The organism is Massilia sp., from assembly GCF_046293535.1.
Classification (GTDB): Bacteria; Pseudomonadota; Gammaproteobacteria; order Burkholderiales; family Burkholderiaceae_D; genus Telluria.
Genome location: NZ_JBKBOV010000018.1, coordinates 39,287 through 58,212, shown reverse-complemented (window position 1 = coordinate 58,212; position 18,926 = coordinate 39,287). Strand labels below are relative to the sequence as shown.

Sequence of the window (18,926 nt, the reverse complement as noted above, 5' to 3'; positions counted from 1 at the left end):
TGGAACAATGCATCGTCTGTTCAAGCACCCAAAGAAAACGGCCCGCGCCGTGGAAGCTTGCGCCTCCATCGACAACGGGCCGCTGTAGACGATCAACTTAGAAGAACTTGTAGGTCGCCATCAGGGTGAACGAGCGGCCACGCGGGTCGGCCACGCGCGGCTCCCAGGTGCTGCCCGCGCCGGTGTTGCTGTCATAGGTGACGGCGAACGGCGGATCTTCGTCCAGCAGGTTTTTGATGCCGGCGGTCAGCGACAGGTTCTTGAAGCCGGTGTAGGTGGTCGTCAGGTGGAAGATCGAATAGGCGTCCACTTTCGGATTCCAGTTGGCCGGCTTCACCAGGCCGTTGGCCACGCCCGGCAGCACCTGGTCGTCATAGCCCGAACGGTAGATGTTCTGCAGCATGGTGCTCCAGTTGCCGTGCTTGTAGGTCGCGTAGGCGCTGTGCTTCCACTTCAGGCCCAGGTCGCCGGTGAAGACGAAACGGCCCACTTCGCTCTTGCCGAATTCGGCATTGGTGGTGGCGCGCGACTTCTTCTCCAGCAGGCGCGAACCGTCGATGCCGAGGGTCCACTGCGAACCGGTGCTGAACTTGCCGTTGAAACGGGCGCCCAGCTCGAGGCCGCGGGTGATGCGCTCGCCGGCGTTGACCCAGCGCTGGTCGATGATGGCGATGTTGCCCGCCGCGTCACGGATGAACTGATCCTGGAACAGGTTGTAGTTCGCCACCATGGTCGACGTGCTGAACGAATCGATGGTGTTCTGCTTGCGGATCTCCCACAGGTCGGCGTTGGCCGAGAACCAGTTGAACGGCTCGATCACGACACCGACGGTGCCCTGCTTCGCGGTTTCCGGACCCAGGTTCGACTTGCCGCCAGTGATGTAGTTCGGGGTGATCGATTCGCAGCCAGGCTTGGTGGCATCGACCAGGCCGGTCGGGCACTTGGCCGGGTCGACCAGGTCCTTGCCGGCGTACGGCGACTCGGTGATGCCGTTGAACAGCTGGTTGAACGACGGGGCGCGGAAGCCCTCGTTGTACGAACCGCGGAACAGCAGCTGCGGGATCGGCTGGTAGCGGAACGAGACCTTCGGATTGGTGGTGCTGCCGATGCCGCTGTAGTTGTCGCGGCGGATGGCGAAGGTCAGGTCGAGGTTCTTGATGACCGGCACCAGCAGTTCGGCGTACACGGCCTTGATGTCGCGGTGCACGTTGTCCAGGGCGTTGGCGTCGTCGAAGGGCGCGTTCAGGATCGCCGGGCGGGCGGCCGCGGCACGCTTGTCGCCGTTGAACTTGTACTCTTCGCGGCGCAGGTCGAAGCCGACCGCGCCCATCACCGCGCCGGCCGGCAGGTTGAACAGCTCGCCCGACAGCGCGCCGTCGAGCTGGGTCAGGATGGTCTTGCCGCCGTACAGGGTGACGCCCGCGGCCGAGGTGGCCTGGATCGCGTCGATCGCCGCCTGCGACTGGCTCTGGCCCGGCAGCAGGAAGGGATTGACGATGCCCGAGCCCAGCACGTTGGCCAGCGCAACGGTGTAGTTGTAGCCGGTGCCCAGGCGCGATTCCGATTCGCTGAAGGCGCGCGACAGGCCGACCCGGTAGTCATAGGTGCGGCCAAACAGGTTGACCGGGCCGTCGGCGCCGACCAGCAGGCGGGCGGCCTTGGATTCGGTCACGATCTCGCGGTTGCCGCACTCCATGCAGCGCCAGCGGTAGGCGATCGGCAGGCCGTAGTTGGCCGAGATGCTCGGGAACACCTTGACCAGCGCGTTGTACACGCTGTCGTAGGCGGCGCCGGTGCGCGGGTAGAACGAGGTCGGGCCGAAGGTCGAGCTGGACGGCGAAACCTGGTTCGGGGAGAAGCTCTTGGATACTTCGACGTTCGAGGCCACGCCTTCGACGAAGAACTGGTGCTCGCCCGACTGGAAGGTGGCGCGCGCCAGCGCGTTGCTGTTCTTGACCGGCTGCTGCAGCACGGCCGCGCGGCCGGTGTCCCAGGCGCAGCCATAGGCCGAGCCGGCGCTGTTCCACAGCTTTTCGTCGTACGGGCCCATGCCGTCGATGCTGTTGCAGCCCGCGCCGCCCGGCAGGTCGAGCAGGCTGATGCCGTTATAGGTCGTGGTGCCGCCGCCCGGCAGGGTCGGGCCGGTGCCGGTGCGCGACAGCAGGGTCGGGGCGAGCGTGGTGGCGAACACGTTGGCGCTCGGCGAACCGCGGGTATCGACCGAGACGCCGCGGTCCGGCTGGAAGGTGTTCACGAAGTCGCGCTGGTTGCCGCGCAGGGCCTTGTTCTGGCTGTGCGCGAAGGTCGCCAGCACGTTCCAGCCGTCGGCCTGCAGGTCGCCCCAGCCGCCGGTGATCGACGCGCGGCCGATCTCGCTGCCGCCCGCCTCGGTGACGTCGACGAAGGCCTGGGTTTCCAGTCCCTGGTAGTTCTTTTTCAGGATGAAGTTGATCACGCCGCCGATCGCGTCGGTGCCGTAGATCGCGGAGGCGCCGTCCTTCAGCACCTCGACGCGCTCCACCGCCGCCATCGGGATCGAGTTCAGGTCGACGGCCGAGCCCTTCATGCCGTGGGTCGCCACGCGGCGGCCGTTCAGCAGCACCAGGGTCGAATCGGCGCCCTGGCCGCGCAGGTTGGCCGAGGAGGCGCCGTTGTTGCCGCGCTGCGCACCCGAGGTGACGTCGGCATTCGAAGCCAGGTTGTCGGAACCGTTGCCGTTGACGTTCAGCGTCGCGATCAGTTGCTCCGCGGTGACGATACCTTGCGACTCCAATTGCTTGGCCGTGATCACTTCGACCGGCAGCGCGCCTTCCTTGGCGATGCGCTTGATGCTACTGCCGGTGATCTCGACACGCTGGACCGGACCGGAAATCTGCACGTTCTGTGCGATGGCCGGGCTGACCGCGCCCATCAGGGCGATCAATTGAGCGAGCTTTTTTACCTTCACGCGTTTCTCCTAACGTTTTCCCTTGGCGGCCCTGACATCCTGGCCGATCTTCTCGTTGTAATGTCTTGGCATTACGTTATCGTTCGATTTCAGGGTAAGCCTTCTTATTTACAGCTATCCAATGAAATATCCGGCGGCCAGTATAACTAAGGGGAATGTTTTATTTAGGAAAAACTCACCAAATCTAGCGCCCGCCTCTGCCAGAGCGTGCCCTTTGCGCAACATCGACATCCAGATAACGCCAGGTCGTGAGTTCGACCGGGTGGCGTTTGTAGTTTTTCAGCCACGGATGGCGCAAATCGCCCGACAAGACCTGGGTCAGCGGCACCCACGGGTTATAGGCGTGGATCAACTGGTTCATCTCGAAATACAGCTTCTGGCGCGCCGGTCCGTCGCCCAGCAGGCGCGCCTGTTCGTAGCGCTCGTTATACGCCGGCAGGTTGAAGCGGGAATAATTGGCGCGGCCGGCGTTGGGGCCGTACAGCAGCTGGTAGAAGTTGTCGCCGTCGGGGAAGTCGGCGATCCAGTTGCTCTCGAACATCTGGACCGTGCCCAGGCGCGAGGCCTTGATGATCTCGGTTTTCTTGTCGGACTTGAACACGACCCGCAGGCCGATCGCGTTCAGGCACTTGCGCCAGAACTCGTCGCGCAGGCGGCCGCCGACCGTGGCTTCGCTGTGCATGGTCAAGGTCAACGGCTTGCCGTCGGGCGTTCGCCGAAACCCGTCCGGGTCGCGCCGGGTATAGCCGTAGCGGTCCAGCAGCGCATTGGCCAGGGCAGGATCGTAGGGCACCGGGCTGCGGTAGTGCGGGTCGTAGCCCAGCACGTTGGGCGGCAGCGGCGACTCGGCCTTGATCGCGAAGCCCTTCTTCAGCAGGGCGATGTCCTCGGCGTTGTTGTAGGCCATCGAGATCGCTCGGCGCAGCGCCACCTTGTCCTTCCCATAGCCGCCGACCACCGGGTCGTTCATGTTCATCCACATGTAATAGGTCTGCAGCACCGGGAAGCGCGACAGCACGATGCCGCGCGCCGCCAGTTCCGGCTTCAGTTGTCCGTCGCGCACCACCATGTCGGTCATCGACTCCGGGATCTGCTCCAGGTAGTCATATTCGCCGTTCAGGAAGCCCAGCATGCGGCCCTGGAATTCCTCGGCGATGCGCACCTCGACCCGGTCCACGCGCGGCAGGCGCTTGCCCTCGAGGGCGGCGGCGATGGCCTGGTCTTCGGCGCTGTACTTCCCTTCTTCGCCGGGGGTGGCATGGAACACCGCGCTCGAATCGGGATTGGCCAGCAGGACGATGCGGTCGCTGCGCTTCCATTCACCCACCATGAAGGGTCCGGTGCCGACCGGGTGGTTGCCGGCCTGGCCCGGATAGGCGTCGATCACTTCGCGCGCCACCGCGCTCGATGCGGGCATCGCCAGGTAGAACAGGAAGTTGTTGTCCGGCGCCTTGAGGCGGATGCGCAAGGTATGGCGGTCGAGCGCGCGCAGCTCGGCCACGCCTTCGAAGGTGGCGGCCCAGGGCGACCGGGTCGCCGGGTCGAGCAGGCGCCCGATGCTGTAGACGTAGTCCTGGGCCGTCATCTCGCGCTTCACCCCTTTGAAAGCCGGGTCCGGTGTGAAATGGATGCCGGGGCGGATGCGGAAGGTGTAGGTCAGGCCGTCGGCGCTCACCTCCGGCATGGCGGCGGCCGTGTTCGGGCGCAGCTTGGCCGGGCGCGCCAGGTAGTCGTAGCGCAGCAGGGGGTCGAACAGGTTTTCCAGCAGCGAGAGGGTGGCATTGTCCGAGGCCACGGCCGGATCCAGACCGGTTTCGCTGGTCGACAGGAACATGCGCAGGACTTTTTCCTGCGCGCCCGCGCTGCCGGCACACAGCAGGGAGAACAGGAGGACGGCGGCGGTCAGGCGAAATCTCATGGGGAGGGAGGTGCGTGGAAGGCCTGCCTATCATATGCGCGCCCGCTTTGCGGGAGCAATAGGCATAACTTTTTCACATGGCGCAGGCGCATTCTTTCATCTGCGCAGCTGTTTCCCGGCCTATACTCTTCGCTGCACAATCGTACGATCTCAGCAGCGGCATTCACATGGCACTCAATTACATCTGGACCGGTTTCTTCCTCGTCGGCTTCATCGCGGCACTCGCGCAGTGGCTGTTCATGGGCGACACCGAGATCTTCAAGCGCATCATCGACGGCACCTTCTCGTCGGCCAAGATGGCGGTGATGGACATCGCCCTGCCGCTGGCCGGCGTCATGACGCTCTGGCTGGGCATCATGAACGTCGGCGAAAAGGCCGGCGCCATCAACCTGTTCGCCCGCATCATCGCGCCCTTCTTCTCGCGCATCTTCCCTGGCGTGCCGAAGGACCATCCGGCCAACGGCCACATGGTGATGAACTTCTCGGCCAACATGCTCGGCCTGGACAATGCCGCCACCCCCTTCGGCCTGAAGGCCATGGAAAGCCTGCAGACGCTGAACCCGAGCAAGGACGAGGCCAGCGACGCGCAGATCATGTTCCTGGTGATCCAGACCTCGGGCCTGACCATCATCCCGCTGGCGATCATGGCCCAGCGCGCAGTTTTAGGGGCTGCGAATCCGGCCGACATCTTCATCCCGACCCTGATCGCAACCTACTGCTCGACCATGACCGGAATCATCGCGGTCAGCCTGCGCCAGCGCATCAACCTGCTGCACCCGGCCGTGTTCGGCTGGATCGGCGGCCTGACCGCCCTCATCGCCCTGCTGGTCTGGTACTTCACGGTCTTCCTCGACAAATCGCAGATCCAGCTGGTTTCGGTGGTCACCGCCAACCTGATCCTGTTCTCGATCATCGCCGCCTTCATGGTCGGCGCGCTGGCGAAGAAGGTGAACGTGTTCGAAGCCTTCATCGAGGGGGCCAAGGGCGGCATCGAGACCTCGCTGCGGATCATTCCCTACCTGGTCGGCATGCTGGTGGCGATCAGCGTGGTGCGTAACTCGGGCATCCTGGGCCTGATCGTGAGCGGCTTCGCCTGGATCTTCACCGCCCTCGGCCTGCCGACCGACTTCGTCGGCGCGCTGCCGACCGCGCTCATGAAACCGCTGTCGGGCAGCGGCTCGCGCGCCATGATGATCGACGCCATGACCACCTACGGCGTCGACTCCTTCGTGGGCCGCCTGGCCAGCATTCTGCAGGGCGCCGCCGACACCACCTTCTACATCGTCGCGCTGTATTTCGGCTCGGTCGGCATCCGCAAGTCCCGCTATGCGATCGGCTACGGCCTGCTGGCCGACCTGGCCGGCGTCATCGGCGCCATCTTCGTCGCCTATCTGTTCTTCGGTTAATCAGGGAGTCATCATGCTGCGCCGGTTTTGCCCGACCTTTGCCCTCGCCACCCTCTTCGTCGCCGTTGTCGGCAGCGCCCACGCCCAGCTGCCGGCGCCGGTGTCCCAGGTGCTGGCGCAGCAGGGCCTGCCGGAAGATTCCCTCGGCGTGCTGGTGCTCAAGGGCGACGCCGTGGTGCTGTCGCACCAGGCCGACCGGCCGATGCAGCCGGCATCGATCATGAAGCTGGTGACGACCATGGTCAGCCTGGAGCGCCTCGGTCCCGCCTTCCGCGGCCGCACCGAACTGCGCACCACGGGCGAGATCGAGAAAGGCGTCCTGCGCGGGAACCTGATCCTGAAGGGCGGCGCCGACGCCGACCTGTCCGGCGAAGACCTGGAAAACATGCTGCGCGCCCTGCACTACCAGGGCATCCGCCGCATCGAGGGCGACCTGGTGCTGGACCGCAGCCTGTGGCAACCGACGCGCGCGGACGTCGGCCTCCCGCCCTTCGACGAGTCGCCCGAGGCCTATTACAACGTGATCCCGGATGCGCTGCTGGTCAACAAGAACATGATCCAGATCGACATGCGCTCGACCGCCAAGCGCCTGAAGCTGGAGATGCAACCGGCGCTCGACCGCGTGTCGATCGGCTCGAGCATGACCCTGGTCGACGCCGACTGCTCGAAATGGGAAGACGGCTGGAAGCTGCCGGAAGCGGTGCGCCAGAAGGATGGCCGCATCAAGGTGCTGCTGCGCGGGACCTTCCCGAAGGACTGCGCACGCAGCTACAGCATCAACGTGCTGGACCGGAACGACTACATCGAGCGCCTGTTCCGCCAGAAGTGGAAGGAGCTGGGCGGGAAATTCAGCGGCAAGGCCGTCGAGGGCACGGCGCCGCCGGCGTCGACGCTGCTGGCCGAGCATACCTCGCGCATGCTGCCGGAACTGGTCCGCGACACCAACAAGCCTTCGGACAACGCGCTGGCGCGCATCCTGTTCCTGAGCCTGGGCAGCCTGCAGGCGGATCCGGTGGCGGGCAGTTTCGCGCTTCCCGCCACCGGCGAGCCGACCAGCGCCCGCGCCGATGCCGCCGTGCGCGAATGGATGCGCGGCCAGCGCATCGACGACACCGGCCTGGTGATGGAGAACGGCTCGGGCCTGTCGCGCCTCGAACGCGTCACGCCCCAGCAGATGGCCTACCTGCTGCAGGCCGGCCTGCGCAGCAACTGGGCTCCCGAGTTCCAGGCCAGCATGCCGATCGCCGGCATCGACGGCACCCTGCGTCGCCGCCTGCAGGGCACCGCGGCGGCCGGACGCGCGCGCCTGAAGACCGGCACGCTGCGCAACGTGGTGGCGCTGGCTGGCTATGTGCCGGATGCGGACGGGGTGCAGAACGTGTTCGTCGCGATGGTCAACAGCGAACAGGCCGGCAACGGCCGCGGGCGCGCGGTGCTCGATGCGCTGGTGGACTGGGTGGCGCGTTCAGGAACGCCGGCGCCGGCGCCGCTGCCCGCGCCAGCCCTGCCCTAGAGCATCGTCTGGGCCGGCGCCGGAGGCTTCGGCGCCAGGTGATGGACCCTGCCGCCATACGCATACGCCGGGTTCGTGATGGTCCAGCCCATGTCCTGGAACAAGCTGATCACGTCGTCCAGCCACAAGGCATTGATCAAGTTATGGTGCAGCAGGGCCACATGGGGTATGTCGCGCCCCTGGAGGCGCCGCGCCAGGTCACGGTAGGTCTGCGCGCGCTCGCGGACCTGCGCCAGGTAGGCCTGGCGGAACGGTTCGAGGTCGGTCCGCGGGTCCTTTGCGAGCGCCTCGAGCAGTTCGCCGTTCAGGCGCCAGTCGGCGGTGTCGAGGGTCACGCGCGCATTGCGGTAGCCGTGCTCGCTCAGAAAGGCGCGCATGCCCTCGCGCTTTTCAGGTGTGCCGCCTTCGCGCAGGTAGGGAAAGCGGAACCATTTCCGGTAGCCGGGCAGCGCCGAGATGACGCGGTCGCAGTCGAGCACTTCCTGCTGGTACTGCGCCAGGGTGACCGCGGGATCGTCCAGGTCCGGATGGGTCACCGTATGGTTGGCGATGGCATGCCCGGCCAGGCCCCATGCCATCGCCATCGCCATCCCTTCGGGCCGGTGGGTGCCGAAGCCGGCGGTGACGAACAGCGCCGCCTGCACGCCGTGTTTGGCCAGCGCCGCCAGCATCGCGTCGTTGCGGGCCTGGGGCGACAGCAGGGGGGTCGCGGCCAGCGAGGGGCCGTCGTCGAAGGTCAGGGCCACCGACTGCGCATGCAGCGGTGAAGACAGGAAGCAGCAGCTTGCGGCAAGCGCGCCGCACAGGCGGCGTACGCGATCGAAGGCAGGCATGGGAGCGCTCCTTTCGGCTTCGTATGAACTAACTTTAGTACTGTCCAGCCCGCTTCCTATGAGCCAGCGCAACGGCCCGGCGCAAGGCCGCGCCGGCTCAAAGACCCTGCTGCGCGAGGGTCTCGATCTCGAAGTCGCCGTCGTCCATCAGGCGCAGTCCCAGTTCCGCCGGCGACAGTCCCAGGCTGCGTCCCATGGCCAGCAGCAGGCGAGCGCGTGGCCGGCCTGGCCCCAGGTGCGGGGTAGCGGCCAGGACCGGGCCATCGTCGAAGGTGAAGGCGACCGACTGGGCTTGCAGTTGTGGCGTCAGGATGATGCAGGCTACCGCGATCGCGCCGCGCAGTCGGCGTGCGCGCAGGAGGCCGGACATGTCAGAGCACGCGGCGGTAGGTGGCGCGCACCAGTTCGCGGTCGCCGCAGTCGAAATGCCACCATTCGGTGTTGATGCCGAAGAAGCCCGCCTGCAACATGGCCTCGCGCAGCAGGCGGCGGTTGGCCACCTGCTCGTCGCTGAGTTCGCCGGTGATGAGGAAACCTTCTTCCAGCGCCGGGTGCGACAGGTTGGTCATGTCGTCGAAGCCGGTGCCCATGTCGAGTTCGCGGCCCTGTTCGTCGAGCAGGGTGATGTCGAGCGCCATGCCATACGAGTGGATCGAGCCGCGTGCCGGGTTGGCCAGGTACATCTGCAAGCCGGTGCCCTCGAGCGCGTCCCATAGTTGCTGCTGCACCCGCTGCGGACGCAGGGCGTCGAGCACCAGGGCGGTATATCCGGGCCGGCGCTGCTTCAGCCAGGCCACGACCTTCTCCAGCGCCTCGGCGGCGTCGCGGTGCAGCCAGGCGCAATCGAAGGGCGAATACAGGTCGCGTCCGACGAAGTTGTTGGACGTGGCGTAGCGCAGGTCGATCGCGATCCCTGCGATGCTGGCGAGATGGCGGAATTCAGGGCTGCCGGCGATATCCTCGCTGGCCACGCTCAGTTGCCCATCCTTGGTCATGCACAGCCTTTTTCGAGACAGGCGCGCGCGGTCGCGCCGATACAGTTGGCCAGCTCCCGCGCCCCATGCGACAAGGGGGAATGGCTGGCGCTCAGGAGATACAGGTGCACCGGCATCGCCGGCGACCACTGGCGGCACTGCACCTTGGCCGGGTCGGCCGAGGCGGCGGTGAAGGGGTCGAGCACGGCCAGGCCGGCGCCGGCTTCCACCAGCGAACGGGCGATCTGGTAGGTCTGCACCACGGTATGGTAGACCGGCTGCACGCCCTGGGCCTCGCAGGCCGCGACCACGATCTCGCCCAGCGGGTCGCCGTCCGTCAGGCCGATCAGCTCGCCGCTGAGGCCTTCGGCGCCGAAGGGCTTGGACAGTTCTTCCTCGCTCCAGGTGCCGCGCGGCGCCATCACGGTGAGATAACCGTGGGCGATCGGCTCGGCCACGATGCCCGGATGGCGCGGATCCTGCAGCGACAGCGCCAGGTCGGCTTCGCCCAGGCGCAGCGCGTTCACGATCTCGCTGGTGTGGTGGGTGGACAGCTCGCAGCGTGCCTGCGGGAAGTCGCGCCGCCACACCGTCATCGCCTGCGGCAGCACGCCGATCGCGATGGTCGGCGTCGAGACCAGGCGCACGGTCTCCACCGCGCGGCTCTTCAGGCTGGCGGCCAGGCGGCGGATGCCCTGCAGGTCGCGGTTGAGCTTCTCGGTTTCGGCGAACAGGCGGTGCGCTTCCGGCTTCGGGTACAGCTTGCCGCGCACCCGCTCGAACAGCGGCATGCCCAGCTGCAGCTCGGCGTGCTGCAGGACCTTCGTCACCGCCGGCTGCGAGATATGGAGAACCTGGGCGGCACCGCTGATGGTACCGACCTGCATGATGGCGTGGAAAACTTCGATATGGCGCAAGCGCATCGCTTCATCCTTCTGTAGAAAACTCGCACACATGACGCGAATTTTCCGAAGGATACAGGGAAAACCCGGCTGCGGCGACCGTCACGGCGTGTTCACGACAGCTGGGTTGGCCGGTGCGGCAGGTGCGGCCGGCGTGGCCGGAGCCGCCGGCGCCGGTGCCGGCGCTGGTGCTGGCGCCGGCGCCGGGACCGGCGGCGTAACCGGCGTCGGCACCGGCGTCGGGACGGCCGGCGTCGGCACGGGCAGCGGCGCGGCCGGTGCTGGCGCCGTTTCCGGGATCACCGGGGCCGGCGGCGTGGCTGGCGGCAGCATCGGCACCGGCGAGGTGGTCACCGGCGTCTCGACCACCGGCAGCGGCGCATTGGCCGGCGTGGTCAGCACCTCGAGCAGGGCCGCGGTCTCCGCGTCCGGGTTGCCGGCGATGTCCGCCGGACGGTATTTCATCTGGAAGGCCTGCAGCACGGTGCGGGTCTGCTGGTCGAGCATCCCGGTCTGCTGGATCGCGAAGCCGTGGGTGGCCAGCTTGCGCTGGAACCAGAACATGTCCGGCAGGGTCGCATCGAAGATCGGGCGCACCAGGGCGACGCGGTTGGCATCCGGCCACAGCACCAGGCCTTCCTGGGCCAGGCGCGCCCACGGGAACAGCGGACCCGGGTCCTGCTTGCGCTGCGGCGCGATGTCGCTGTGGCCCAGCACGTTCTCGGGCGCGATGCCGTGGCGCTGGACGATGTCCTTCAGCAGCGGGATGAGGACATCCATCTGCGACTGCGGGAAGGGGTAGAACTGCCGGCCGCCATTGGGCGCGGGAGTCCAGCCGGGGTTCACGATCTCGATGCCGATCGAGCTGTTGTTCAGCTGCGTGTAGTTCTTCCAGCTCGACACGCCGGCATGGTAGGCGGCGCGGTTCTCGTCGACCAGGCGGTAGATGATCGGCTCGGCATGGTTCGTGACGAGATAGTGAGAGCTCACTTGCTGCTCGGTCAGGATCTTGATCGAGGTCGGGTTGTCCGACACCGTGTAGTGCAGCACCAGGAAGCGCGCGCGGCTCGACTGGCCCTTGGCGGTGTAGGTGGTATCGATCTTCGGGCCGCTTGGCGCGACCGGCGCGGTGGTACAGCCGGCCAGCACGGAAAGAATGATTGGAACGGCGAGAAGGTTCAGGTGTTTCATCGGCGTGGAATCCTGGTGGTTTGCATCTAGTGGGATGGCGCAGCGGCAAGGCGTGCGGCCGCGTAATGGGCGCGCATGCCGGTCTGGCTCAGTATGGTATCGGGCGACAGCGCCGCGCGCATGGTTTCGACGATCGCCGGGTGCAGCTCGGCGGCGCGGCCGGCCAGCGCCACCGGGCGCGGGCCGAAACGCTTGACGAGCGCCTGCGCCAGCCGGGCCAGTTCGCGGCCCGCTTCGCGCAGGATGGCGGCGGCGGCCGGATCGCGCTCGGCGGTGGCGGCGACCGCGATCGCCAGCTTGCCGACTTCGCCGCGCTCGCGGCCATAGATGAACTGGCGCGAGAACGACCAGTCCGAGCCGCCCACGTGCTGGAACACGGCGTGCGCCATCGGCGAGGATTCCCAGGCGCCGGGACGCTCGTCCTCGAGGCGCCAGATGTGGCGCAGCGCCTCGCGGGCGATCCAGAAGCCGCCGCCGCCGTCGTCCAGCACCACCCCGCGCCCGCCGGCGCGGTGGAAACCGCCGCCCGCGTCGATGAAGGCGCCGATCGAGCCGGTGCCGGAATACACGAGGTAGCCCTCGCCCGGCTTGAAACTGGCGAGGTAGGCGATTTCGATGTCGTTGCTCAGCACGACCGCCTTCGGGTCGAGGCCGAGCACCTCGCCCAGGGCTTGCTGCAGGGGACCGCCGTCGCCGCCGTAACCGGTCACGCCGGCGCGCACCGCCACCGGGCGGCCGTGCGCCAGCACGGCCTGCGCGATGGCGCCGAAGGTCGCCTGCACGCTTTCGCGCCCTTCGAGGCTGCTCATCTGCAAGGCCGACAGGCCCCCGGCCGTGCCTTCGGCGACGATACGCCCGCCCGGCGCCGCGAGGGCCCAGCGGGTCTGGGTGCCGCCGGCATCGATGCCGAGGCCGAGATGGTCGTGCGCTTCGTGTGGGGACATGGACTGCGAGTGTTCCATATTATGCCGGCTTGCGCCATGCCTGCACGCGTGCGCCTTCCTTGCCGAGGCGGTTCACCGCGCTCACCAGCACCAGGTCGGCGGCGCCCAGCCTGGCGTCGTCCGGCACGGTCCAGTCGACGCGCGCGGCCGGGGCCACCGAGAAGCGCCACTCGGCGCCATGACGCGCCCAGATCGCATACAGCATGTTGGCCCGGCCGGCCTTGAGCCGCAGCGCCACGCCGTCCTTGGCGCGCGTGGCGGAAACCAGCGGGGTGCCGGGGGCTTCGCTGGCCAGCCAGGGCGTGGCCGGCACCAGCGCCTGGCCCTGGTAGGCGGTGGCGCGCAGCTGGTCGCTGATGCCCTTGCGGTTCTGGGTCAGGGCCACCATGCTGAAATGGACGTGGCCGGTCGACAGCGGACGCTGGCGGGTCAGCGCGATCTGGTCCAGCACCTCTTTCGGCTCGTAGCTCAGGGTCGGCGCGGGCGCGCCGATGCGGCTGGTGAACAGGCCCGGCCACATGTGGCGGTTCTGCGGGTTCTGCGAGATCCAGTAGTCGAGCAGCACCGGATAGGACTGCGCGGTCTGGGCGATCGGCCAGTACAGCTGGGGTACGAAATAGTCGAGCCAGCCCTTCTCCAGCCACAGTTCGGCGTCCGCGTACAGCTTGTCGTACTGCGAGAAGCCCGAGATGCCGGGCGGGCGGCGGTCCGGGCGGCCCATGCCGAAGGGGCTGATGCCGAAGCGCACCCAGCTCTTTTCCTTGTGGATGCCCTGGTACATGGCTTCGATCAGGCGGTTGACGTTGTCGCGCCGCCAGGACGGGCGATCGAGCTTGCCGCCGGCGGCGAGGTAGCGCTCCCAGGCCGGGCCGTCCGGGAAATCGAGTTCCTTCGCGGCGGGCTTGCCGTTGCCGTCCAGCGCCTGCGCGTTGCCCGCCACTTCCGGCGCCGCGATCGGATAGGGGTAGAAGTAGTCGTCGATGTGCACGCCGTCGATGTCGTAGCGGCGCACCACGTCGAGGATCACGTCCATGGTCTGCTTCGACGCGGCTTCCTCGCCCGGGTCCATCCACATGAACTTCCCGTAGCGCTTGACCGCGGACGGAATGGTGTTGGTGATGTGGTTCGGCGCCGCCGGCGAACGGGCGTTGTCGTGGCGCGCGCGGTAAGGGTTGAACCAGGCGTGCAGCTCGAGGCCGCGCGCGTGCGCCTGGTCGATCCAGAACTTGAGCGGGTCGTACCACGGCATCGGGGGCTTGCCCTGGGCGCCGGTCAGGTACTCCGTCCAGGGTTCGATCTTCGAAGGATAGATCGCATCGGCCGACGGGCGCACCTGCAGCACGATGGCGTTCAGGTTGAGGCCCACCGCGCGGTCCAGGATGGCGATCGCCTCGGCCTGCTGCTGGGCAGCCGGCAAGCCTGGTTTGCTCGGCCAGTCGATGTTGGCCACGGTGGACACCCAGGCGGCGCGGAACTCGCGCGGGGCCGGCGGCGGCTGGTCGGCAGTGCCCGCGCCGCCGCCGGGAACGGTCGGCTGCGTGGTGCAGGCGGTGAGCAAACCGCCCATGGTCAGCGCACCAGTCATGCCGGCCATCCCGGCCAGGGTAAACGCACGTTTTTTCAGATCCGGCTTCATTCCGCTCCTTTGTACTTTTCTCAGACTTTGACGAACCACCGCTTGCGCCACATGCCGTACGCGATCGCGAACATGCAGGCGTTGAAGAGGATGGCATATAACAGCGAGGTATTGGCGGCGCCCAGCGGCAAGGCCTTGATCGGCGCGTACAGCATGCGGCCGAGCGCGAGCTGGCTGCCGTCCGGCTGCGCCAGCTTGATAAACCCCAGCATCTTGGCCACGAAACCCGAGAACGCGAAAATGAACAGCGCGTTCATGCCATAGATGACGAAAGGCCTGGCCCACACGCCCGCGCGTTCGCGCACCGCTGCGTAGGGATTGGCGTCGAGCAGCCAATAGAACATGCCGAAGGCCAGCAGCGACCAGCCGCTCATCCACAGGCAATAGGATACCGTCCACAGGCTTTTATTGATCGGCATGAGCACCGCATCCAGGCTCGAGCCCAGGCCCAGCAGCACCAGGCCGGCGAACAGCATCCATACGGTCTGCTCGACGCGCGGCAGGTTCGCCGCCAGCACGCGGCCGGCGAGCACGCCGAACAGCTGGCTGCACAGGGCCGGGATGGTGCTGACCAGGCCTTCCGGGTCCCAGGTCTTCGATTGCACCCACATATGGCCGTCCAGGACCATGCGGTCGACCCAGGCGCCGAAGTCCTGGCCCGGCTCGAGCACGCCGGCGCCGATGCCCGGCACCGGCACCCACAGCATCAGCACCGTGTACAGCGCCAGCAGGCCGGTGATCACGGCCAGCTGCGCGCGCCAGCCGAGGTAGACCACGACCGGCGCGGCCAGCAGCGTGCACAGGGCGATGCGCTGCAGGACACCCGGAATGCGCACGGTCTCGAAGTCGAAGCGCGGGATCAGGTTGAGCAGGAAGCCGATCAGGAAGATCAGCGCGGAGCGTTTCGCCAGCTTGAGCAGCAGGCGTGGCTTGTCGGCGCCGTTTTCCGCCAGGCGCCCCAGCGACAGCGTCATGGCGACGCCGCCGATGAACAGGAAGAAGGGGAAAATGCAGTCGGTGAAGGTCCAGCCGTGCCACTTGGCGTGGGCCAGCTGCGCATGCAGGTTGCCCCAGTCGCCTGGATTGTTCACGAGGACCATGGCGGCGATGGTGAAGCCGCGGAAGGCGTCGAGCGAGGTCAGGCGCACGGGTGCGTCGGGCATTGCTGCGGGGTCTCTTTCATGGTTGTACGTTGGTGTCTTTCGTAGGGGTGATCTGGTCCAGTGGACCAGATCACGGTCTCCCGCCCGCGCGTTCAAACATGGCATGAATAAACCCAGCTTCCATTCATACGTCGGTTGAACGCGCGGACGGCAAAGCCGTCCACCCTACTTCTTGCCGAATTCCGGGTCGATCTTCACCAGAGCGGCCATGACGAAAGCGGGGATCGTCGACAGGCAGGCCCAGATGAAGAAGTTCTTGTAGCCGAGGTATTCCTGCAGGTCGCCGCTCCACATGCCCGGCACCATCATCCCCAGCGCCATGAAGCCGGTGCAGATCGCGTAGTGGGCGGTCTTGTGCTCGCCCTCGCAGACCATGATCATGTACAGCATCATCGCGGTGAAGCCGAAGCCGTAGCCGAATTGCTCGATCGCCAGCGCGGCGCAGACCACGGCGAAGCTGGTCGGCTGGGTCTGCGACAGGTAGACGAACACCAGGTCCGGCAGGTGGATCGCGAACACCATCACCCACAGGCAGCGCTTCAGGCCCAGGCGCGAGATCAGGTAGCCGCCGGCCAGGCCGCCCAGGGTGAGGAAGGCGATGCCGATGGTGCCGTAGGCGATGCCGTACTGCTCGGTGGTCAGGCCCAGGCCGCCCGCGGACAGCGGGTCTTTCAGGAAGGGCGCCACCAGCTTCAGGAGCTGGGCCTCGCCCAGGCGGAAGGTCAGGATGAAGCCGAGGATCAGCCAGATGTCGCGCTTGCGGAAGAACAGCGCGAAGGTGGTGAAGAAGTCGCGCAGCGGGTTGCTGGTGCGCGGCACCTTGCGGTCGCTGTCCGGCTTGGGCAGGATGAAGCCGTGCCACAGGAAGGCCACGAAGAAGAAGGCGGCGAGCACGAAGAACACGATAGCCCAGGCCTGGTTGACGCTGCCCAGCCGGTGCGCCAGGTAGCCGGCCAGCACCACCAGCGGCCCCTGAATCGACAGCGTCGCCAGGCGGTAGAAGGTGGAGCGCACGCCCACGAAGGCCGCCTGCTGCTGCTGGCGCAGGCCGAGCATGTAGAAGCCGTCGGCCGAGATGTCATGGGTGGCCGAACTGAAGGCCATCACCCACATCACGGCGAGGCTGGCGATGAAGAAGTTCGGCAGGTGCAGCGACAGGCCCACCGCCACCAACGAGGCGGCCACGCCCAGCTGCAGCAGCACGGTCCAGCGGCGCTTGGTGCCGAACATGTCGACGATCGGCGACCACAGGGGCTTGATCACCCAGGGCAGGTACAGCAGGCTGGTATAAAACGCGATGTCGGAGTTCGACACGCCCATGTCCTTGTACATGATGACCGACAGGCTCATCACCACCACGTAGGGGATGGCCTGCGAGAAGTACAGGGACGGGATCCAGGACCACGGATTGGACTGCGACGGGCTGGCGGTGGACGAAGGTTTGTCGAGCGAAGTCTGCATAGGTCTTTCGTGGTCGGCAGGTGCGGCGCGCCTCGGGTGCGCGCCAGGCAGGACTCAGGCGCGCACTAGGCGATGGCTGCGCGCACGCTGCCGTGCGCCGCTTCCAGAAGGGCTTGCGCCTGCTCGACACTGGTTTGTTTGATCAAGGCCACCACCGCGGTCTTGACGTGGTAGCCGCACTGCTCCAGCACCGCCTGCGCGGCGGCTTCGTCGGCGCCGGTGGCGAACACGGTCAGGCGGATGGCGCGTCGCACCAGCTTGGCGTTGGTAGCCTTCAAGTCTACCATCAGGTTGCCATACACCTTGTGTAAACGAACCATCAGGGCGCTGGAGAAGGTGTTCAGCGCGATCTTCTGCGAAGTGCCGGCCTTCAGGCGGGTGGAGCCGGAGATGATTTCCGGGCCGGTGTCCAGGGTGATGCCGATTTCGGCATCCTTGGCCACCGGCGCCTCGGGGTTGTTGGCGAAGCCGATCGTCAGCGCGCCCGCCTCGCGCGCGGCTTGCAATGCGCCCAGCACGTAGGGGGTGAAGCCGGAGGCGGCGATCAGGAGCACCACGTCGTTGGCGCTAACAGTGAGCTTCTTGAGGTCGGCCGCACCCTGCTCGAAGTCGTCCTCGGCGCCTTCGACCGCGACGAACATCGCTTCCAGGCCGCCGGCCAGCAGCGCCACCGCGCGATCGTGCGGCCAGGAGAAGGTCGGGTACAGTTCCACGCTGTCGAGCACGCCCAGGCGGCCCGAGGTACCGGCGCCGACGTAGATCAGGCGTCCGCCCGCTTCCACGCGCGGCAGCGCGGCGGTGACGGCGGCGGCGATGCGCGGCGCGGCGGCGCGCACGGCATTGACCGCGTTGAGCTGGTCGTCGACCAGCACGTTGACCAGTTCCACGGTCGGGTACTGGTCGAGGGAAGCGTGGTCCTGGGCCGGGGTTTCGGTTTTCAGCATGCCGTGCCTTCTTGGTGCAAAGTAGTCGATGAAACCAGTGTAATACCAATTACGCCAGGTGGCTTATGAATGCTGCGCCTTCCATCATGCCGAAAAGTTATGCTGCACACGCGTCAGACAAGCCAACAGGGCAAGACGGTGAAAGGCCGCCTCGAGGGCTTGTCAGGCGCTCGGGCGGCGCAGTTCGGCGACGAAGTCGTAATGATCGCTCAGGCAGTAGGAATGGGTCAGTTCCACCGGTTCGCCCGATTCGAGGTAGCCGACGCGGGTGATGAACAGGACCGCGCGGCCTTCCGGCACGTTCAGGCGCGCCGCCAGTTCGGCCGGCGCGTTCATCGCGCGCAGGTGCTGCAGCGCGCGCACCGGCATGTGCCCGGTCTTGGCCAGGTGGGCATACAGCGAGCCGCCGACGTTCTCGGGGCGCTGCAGCACGGTGGCCGGGATCACGCTGACTTCATACGCCATCACCACCTCGTCGGCCAGGCGCAGGCGCTCCAGGCGCGCCACCCGCGTATTCGGGGACAGGCCGAGCGACAGCTGCTCGTCGGCGCTGGCCAGCACGAGCTCGCGGCGCAGCCAGTGGCTGCTGGGCGTATAGCCGCGCTGCTGGAGCTGCTCGGAAAAGCTCGACAGGTCCGACAGCGGCTGCTCGATGCGCGGCGCGATGTAATTACCGGAGCCGCGCCGGCGCACCACCAGGCCCTGGTCGACCAGTTGGTCGATCGCCTTGCGCGCGGTGACGCGCGAGACGTCGAGCTGTTCGGACAGCGTGCGTTCGGAAGGCAGGGCCTGGTCGGCCTGGTAGCGGCCCTCGCGCACGTCTTGTGCGAGCCTGCGCGCCAGTTGCATGTAGAGCGGAGAATTGTCGGTCAGGTCGACCTGGAAGGCGGGGGTGCTTGTCGTCATCGGCAGCATGCTCAGGGAGTTAAACAAAGTGTAATGGCAACATTCATTGCCGACACATTGCAGGCCATGAAAAAGCATTGTCTATGCATGCTCCTTGTTTATGGGCATACCACTTGAAACCAATATAAAACGGTTATGCCACGGTGACGGCTATTCATTTGGCAATCCTTCCTGTCACTCCGTATGCT

At 66.7% G+C, this 18,926-nt stretch carries 14 protein-coding genes and 1 pseudogene; 2 read left to right on the top strand and 13 right to left on the bottom strand.

What is annotated here, in order from left to right:
* Positions 1 to 97: 97 nt before the first annotated feature.
* Both ACK4S9_RS11825 and ACK4S9_RS11820 read right to left on the bottom strand, forming a co-directional pair.
* Complete coding sequence (locus ACK4S9_RS11825) at positions 98 to 2,947, bottom strand: TonB-dependent receptor domain-containing protein (RefSeq protein WP_409725774.1); 2,850 nt, start codon at positions 2,945 to 2,947, stop codon at positions 98 to 100.
* A gap of 184 nt (positions 2,948 to 3,131) precedes the next feature.
* A complete protein-coding gene (locus tag ACK4S9_RS11820; RefSeq protein ID WP_409725772.1) occupies positions 3,132 to 4,865 on the bottom strand; it encodes an ABC transporter substrate-binding protein in 1,734 nt (577 codons plus the stop codon).
* A 167-nt stretch (positions 4,866 to 5,032) separates the two neighbouring features.
* On the opposite strand from ACK4S9_RS11820, the gene ACK4S9_RS11815 reads away from it, so the two are divergent.
* Both ACK4S9_RS11815 and dacB read left to right on the top strand, forming a co-directional pair.
* Positions 5,033 to 6,271: a nucleoside recognition domain-containing protein gene (locus ACK4S9_RS11815; protein WP_409725770.1), complete on the top strand. Its 1,239-nt coding sequence runs from the start codon at positions 5,033 to 5,035 to the stop codon at positions 6,269 to 6,271.
* A 13-nt stretch (positions 6,272 to 6,284) separates the two neighbouring features.
* Entirely contained in the window at positions 6,285 to 7,784 is a 1,500-nt protein-coding gene (dacB, locus tag ACK4S9_RS11810; protein WP_409725768.1) for a D-alanyl-D-alanine carboxypeptidase/D-alanyl-D-alanine-endopeptidase, read from the top strand.
* Here dacB and ACK4S9_RS11805 read toward each other — a convergent pair.
* The 11 genes and pseudogenes from ACK4S9_RS11805 to ACK4S9_RS11755 all read right to left on the bottom strand — a co-directional run bounded on the left by ACK4S9_RS11805 (position 7,781) and on the right by ACK4S9_RS11755 (position 18,738).
* On the bottom strand, positions 7,781 to 8,617 hold the full coding sequence (locus tag ACK4S9_RS11805; RefSeq protein ID WP_409725766.1) for a polysaccharide deacetylase family protein: 837 nt from the start codon (positions 8,615 to 8,617) through the stop codon (positions 7,781 to 7,783). The two genes, dacB and ACK4S9_RS11805, sit on opposite strands and share 4 nt — an antisense overlap.
* Positions 8,618 to 8,714: 97 nt before the next feature.
* The gene (locus tag ACK4S9_RS11800) at positions 8,715 to 8,987 is read right to left on the bottom strand and encodes a hypothetical protein (protein ID WP_409725764.1); all 273 of its coding nucleotides are present in this window, start codon (positions 8,985 to 8,987) and stop codon (positions 8,715 to 8,717) included.
* Between the two features lies 1 nt (position 8,988).
* Positions 8,989 to 9,612: a M15 family metallopeptidase gene (locus tag ACK4S9_RS11795; RefSeq protein ID WP_409725762.1), complete on the bottom strand. Its 624-nt coding sequence runs from the start codon at positions 9,610 to 9,612 to the stop codon at positions 8,989 to 8,991.
* The gene (locus ACK4S9_RS11790; RefSeq protein ID WP_409725760.1) at positions 9,609 to 10,514 is read right to left on the bottom strand and encodes a LysR family transcriptional regulator; all 906 of its coding nucleotides are present in this window, start codon (positions 10,512 to 10,514) and stop codon (positions 9,609 to 9,611) included. The genes ACK4S9_RS11795 and ACK4S9_RS11790 overlap by 4 nt, the downstream gene beginning before the upstream one ends.
* 375 nt (positions 10,515 to 10,889) lie before the next feature.
* Positions 10,890 to 11,684 (bottom strand): annotated as a pseudogene (locus ACK4S9_RS11785) (N-acetylmuramoyl-L-alanine amidase); the annotation flags it as partial.
* Positions 11,685 to 11,710: 26 nt separating this feature from the next.
* A complete protein-coding gene (locus ACK4S9_RS11780; protein WP_409725758.1) occupies positions 11,711 to 12,628 on the bottom strand; it encodes an N-acetylglucosamine kinase in 918 nt (305 codons plus the stop codon).
* A 19-nt stretch (positions 12,629 to 12,647) separates the two neighbouring features.
* Entirely contained in the window at positions 12,648 to 14,264 is a 1,617-nt protein-coding gene (locus tag ACK4S9_RS11775; RefSeq protein WP_409725756.1) for a glycoside hydrolase family 10 protein, read from the bottom strand.
* A gap of 20 nt (positions 14,265 to 14,284) precedes the next feature.
* A complete protein-coding gene (locus ACK4S9_RS11770; protein ID WP_409725755.1) occupies positions 14,285 to 15,427 on the bottom strand; it encodes an acyltransferase family protein in 1,143 nt (380 codons plus the stop codon).
* 165 nt (positions 15,428 to 15,592) lie between these two features.
* Positions 15,593 to 16,888 carry an MFS transporter gene (locus ACK4S9_RS11765; protein ID WP_409725753.1) on the bottom strand — a complete coding sequence of 432 codons (1,296 nt, stop codon included), beginning with the start codon at positions 16,886 to 16,888 and terminating at the stop codon, positions 15,593 to 15,595.
* Between the two features lie 65 nt (positions 16,889 to 16,953).
* Positions 16,954 to 17,832, bottom strand: a complete 879-nt coding sequence (gene murQ / locus ACK4S9_RS11760; protein ID WP_409725751.1) for an N-acetylmuramic acid 6-phosphate etherase — start codon at positions 17,830 to 17,832, stop codon at positions 16,954 to 16,956.
* A gap of 162 nt (positions 17,833 to 17,994) precedes the next feature.
* Positions 17,995 to 18,738 carry a GntR family transcriptional regulator gene (locus ACK4S9_RS11755; protein ID WP_409725749.1) on the bottom strand — a complete coding sequence of 248 codons (744 nt, stop codon included), beginning with the start codon at positions 18,736 to 18,738 and terminating at the stop codon, positions 17,995 to 17,997.
* Between the last annotated feature and the right edge of the window lie 188 nt (positions 18,739 to 18,926).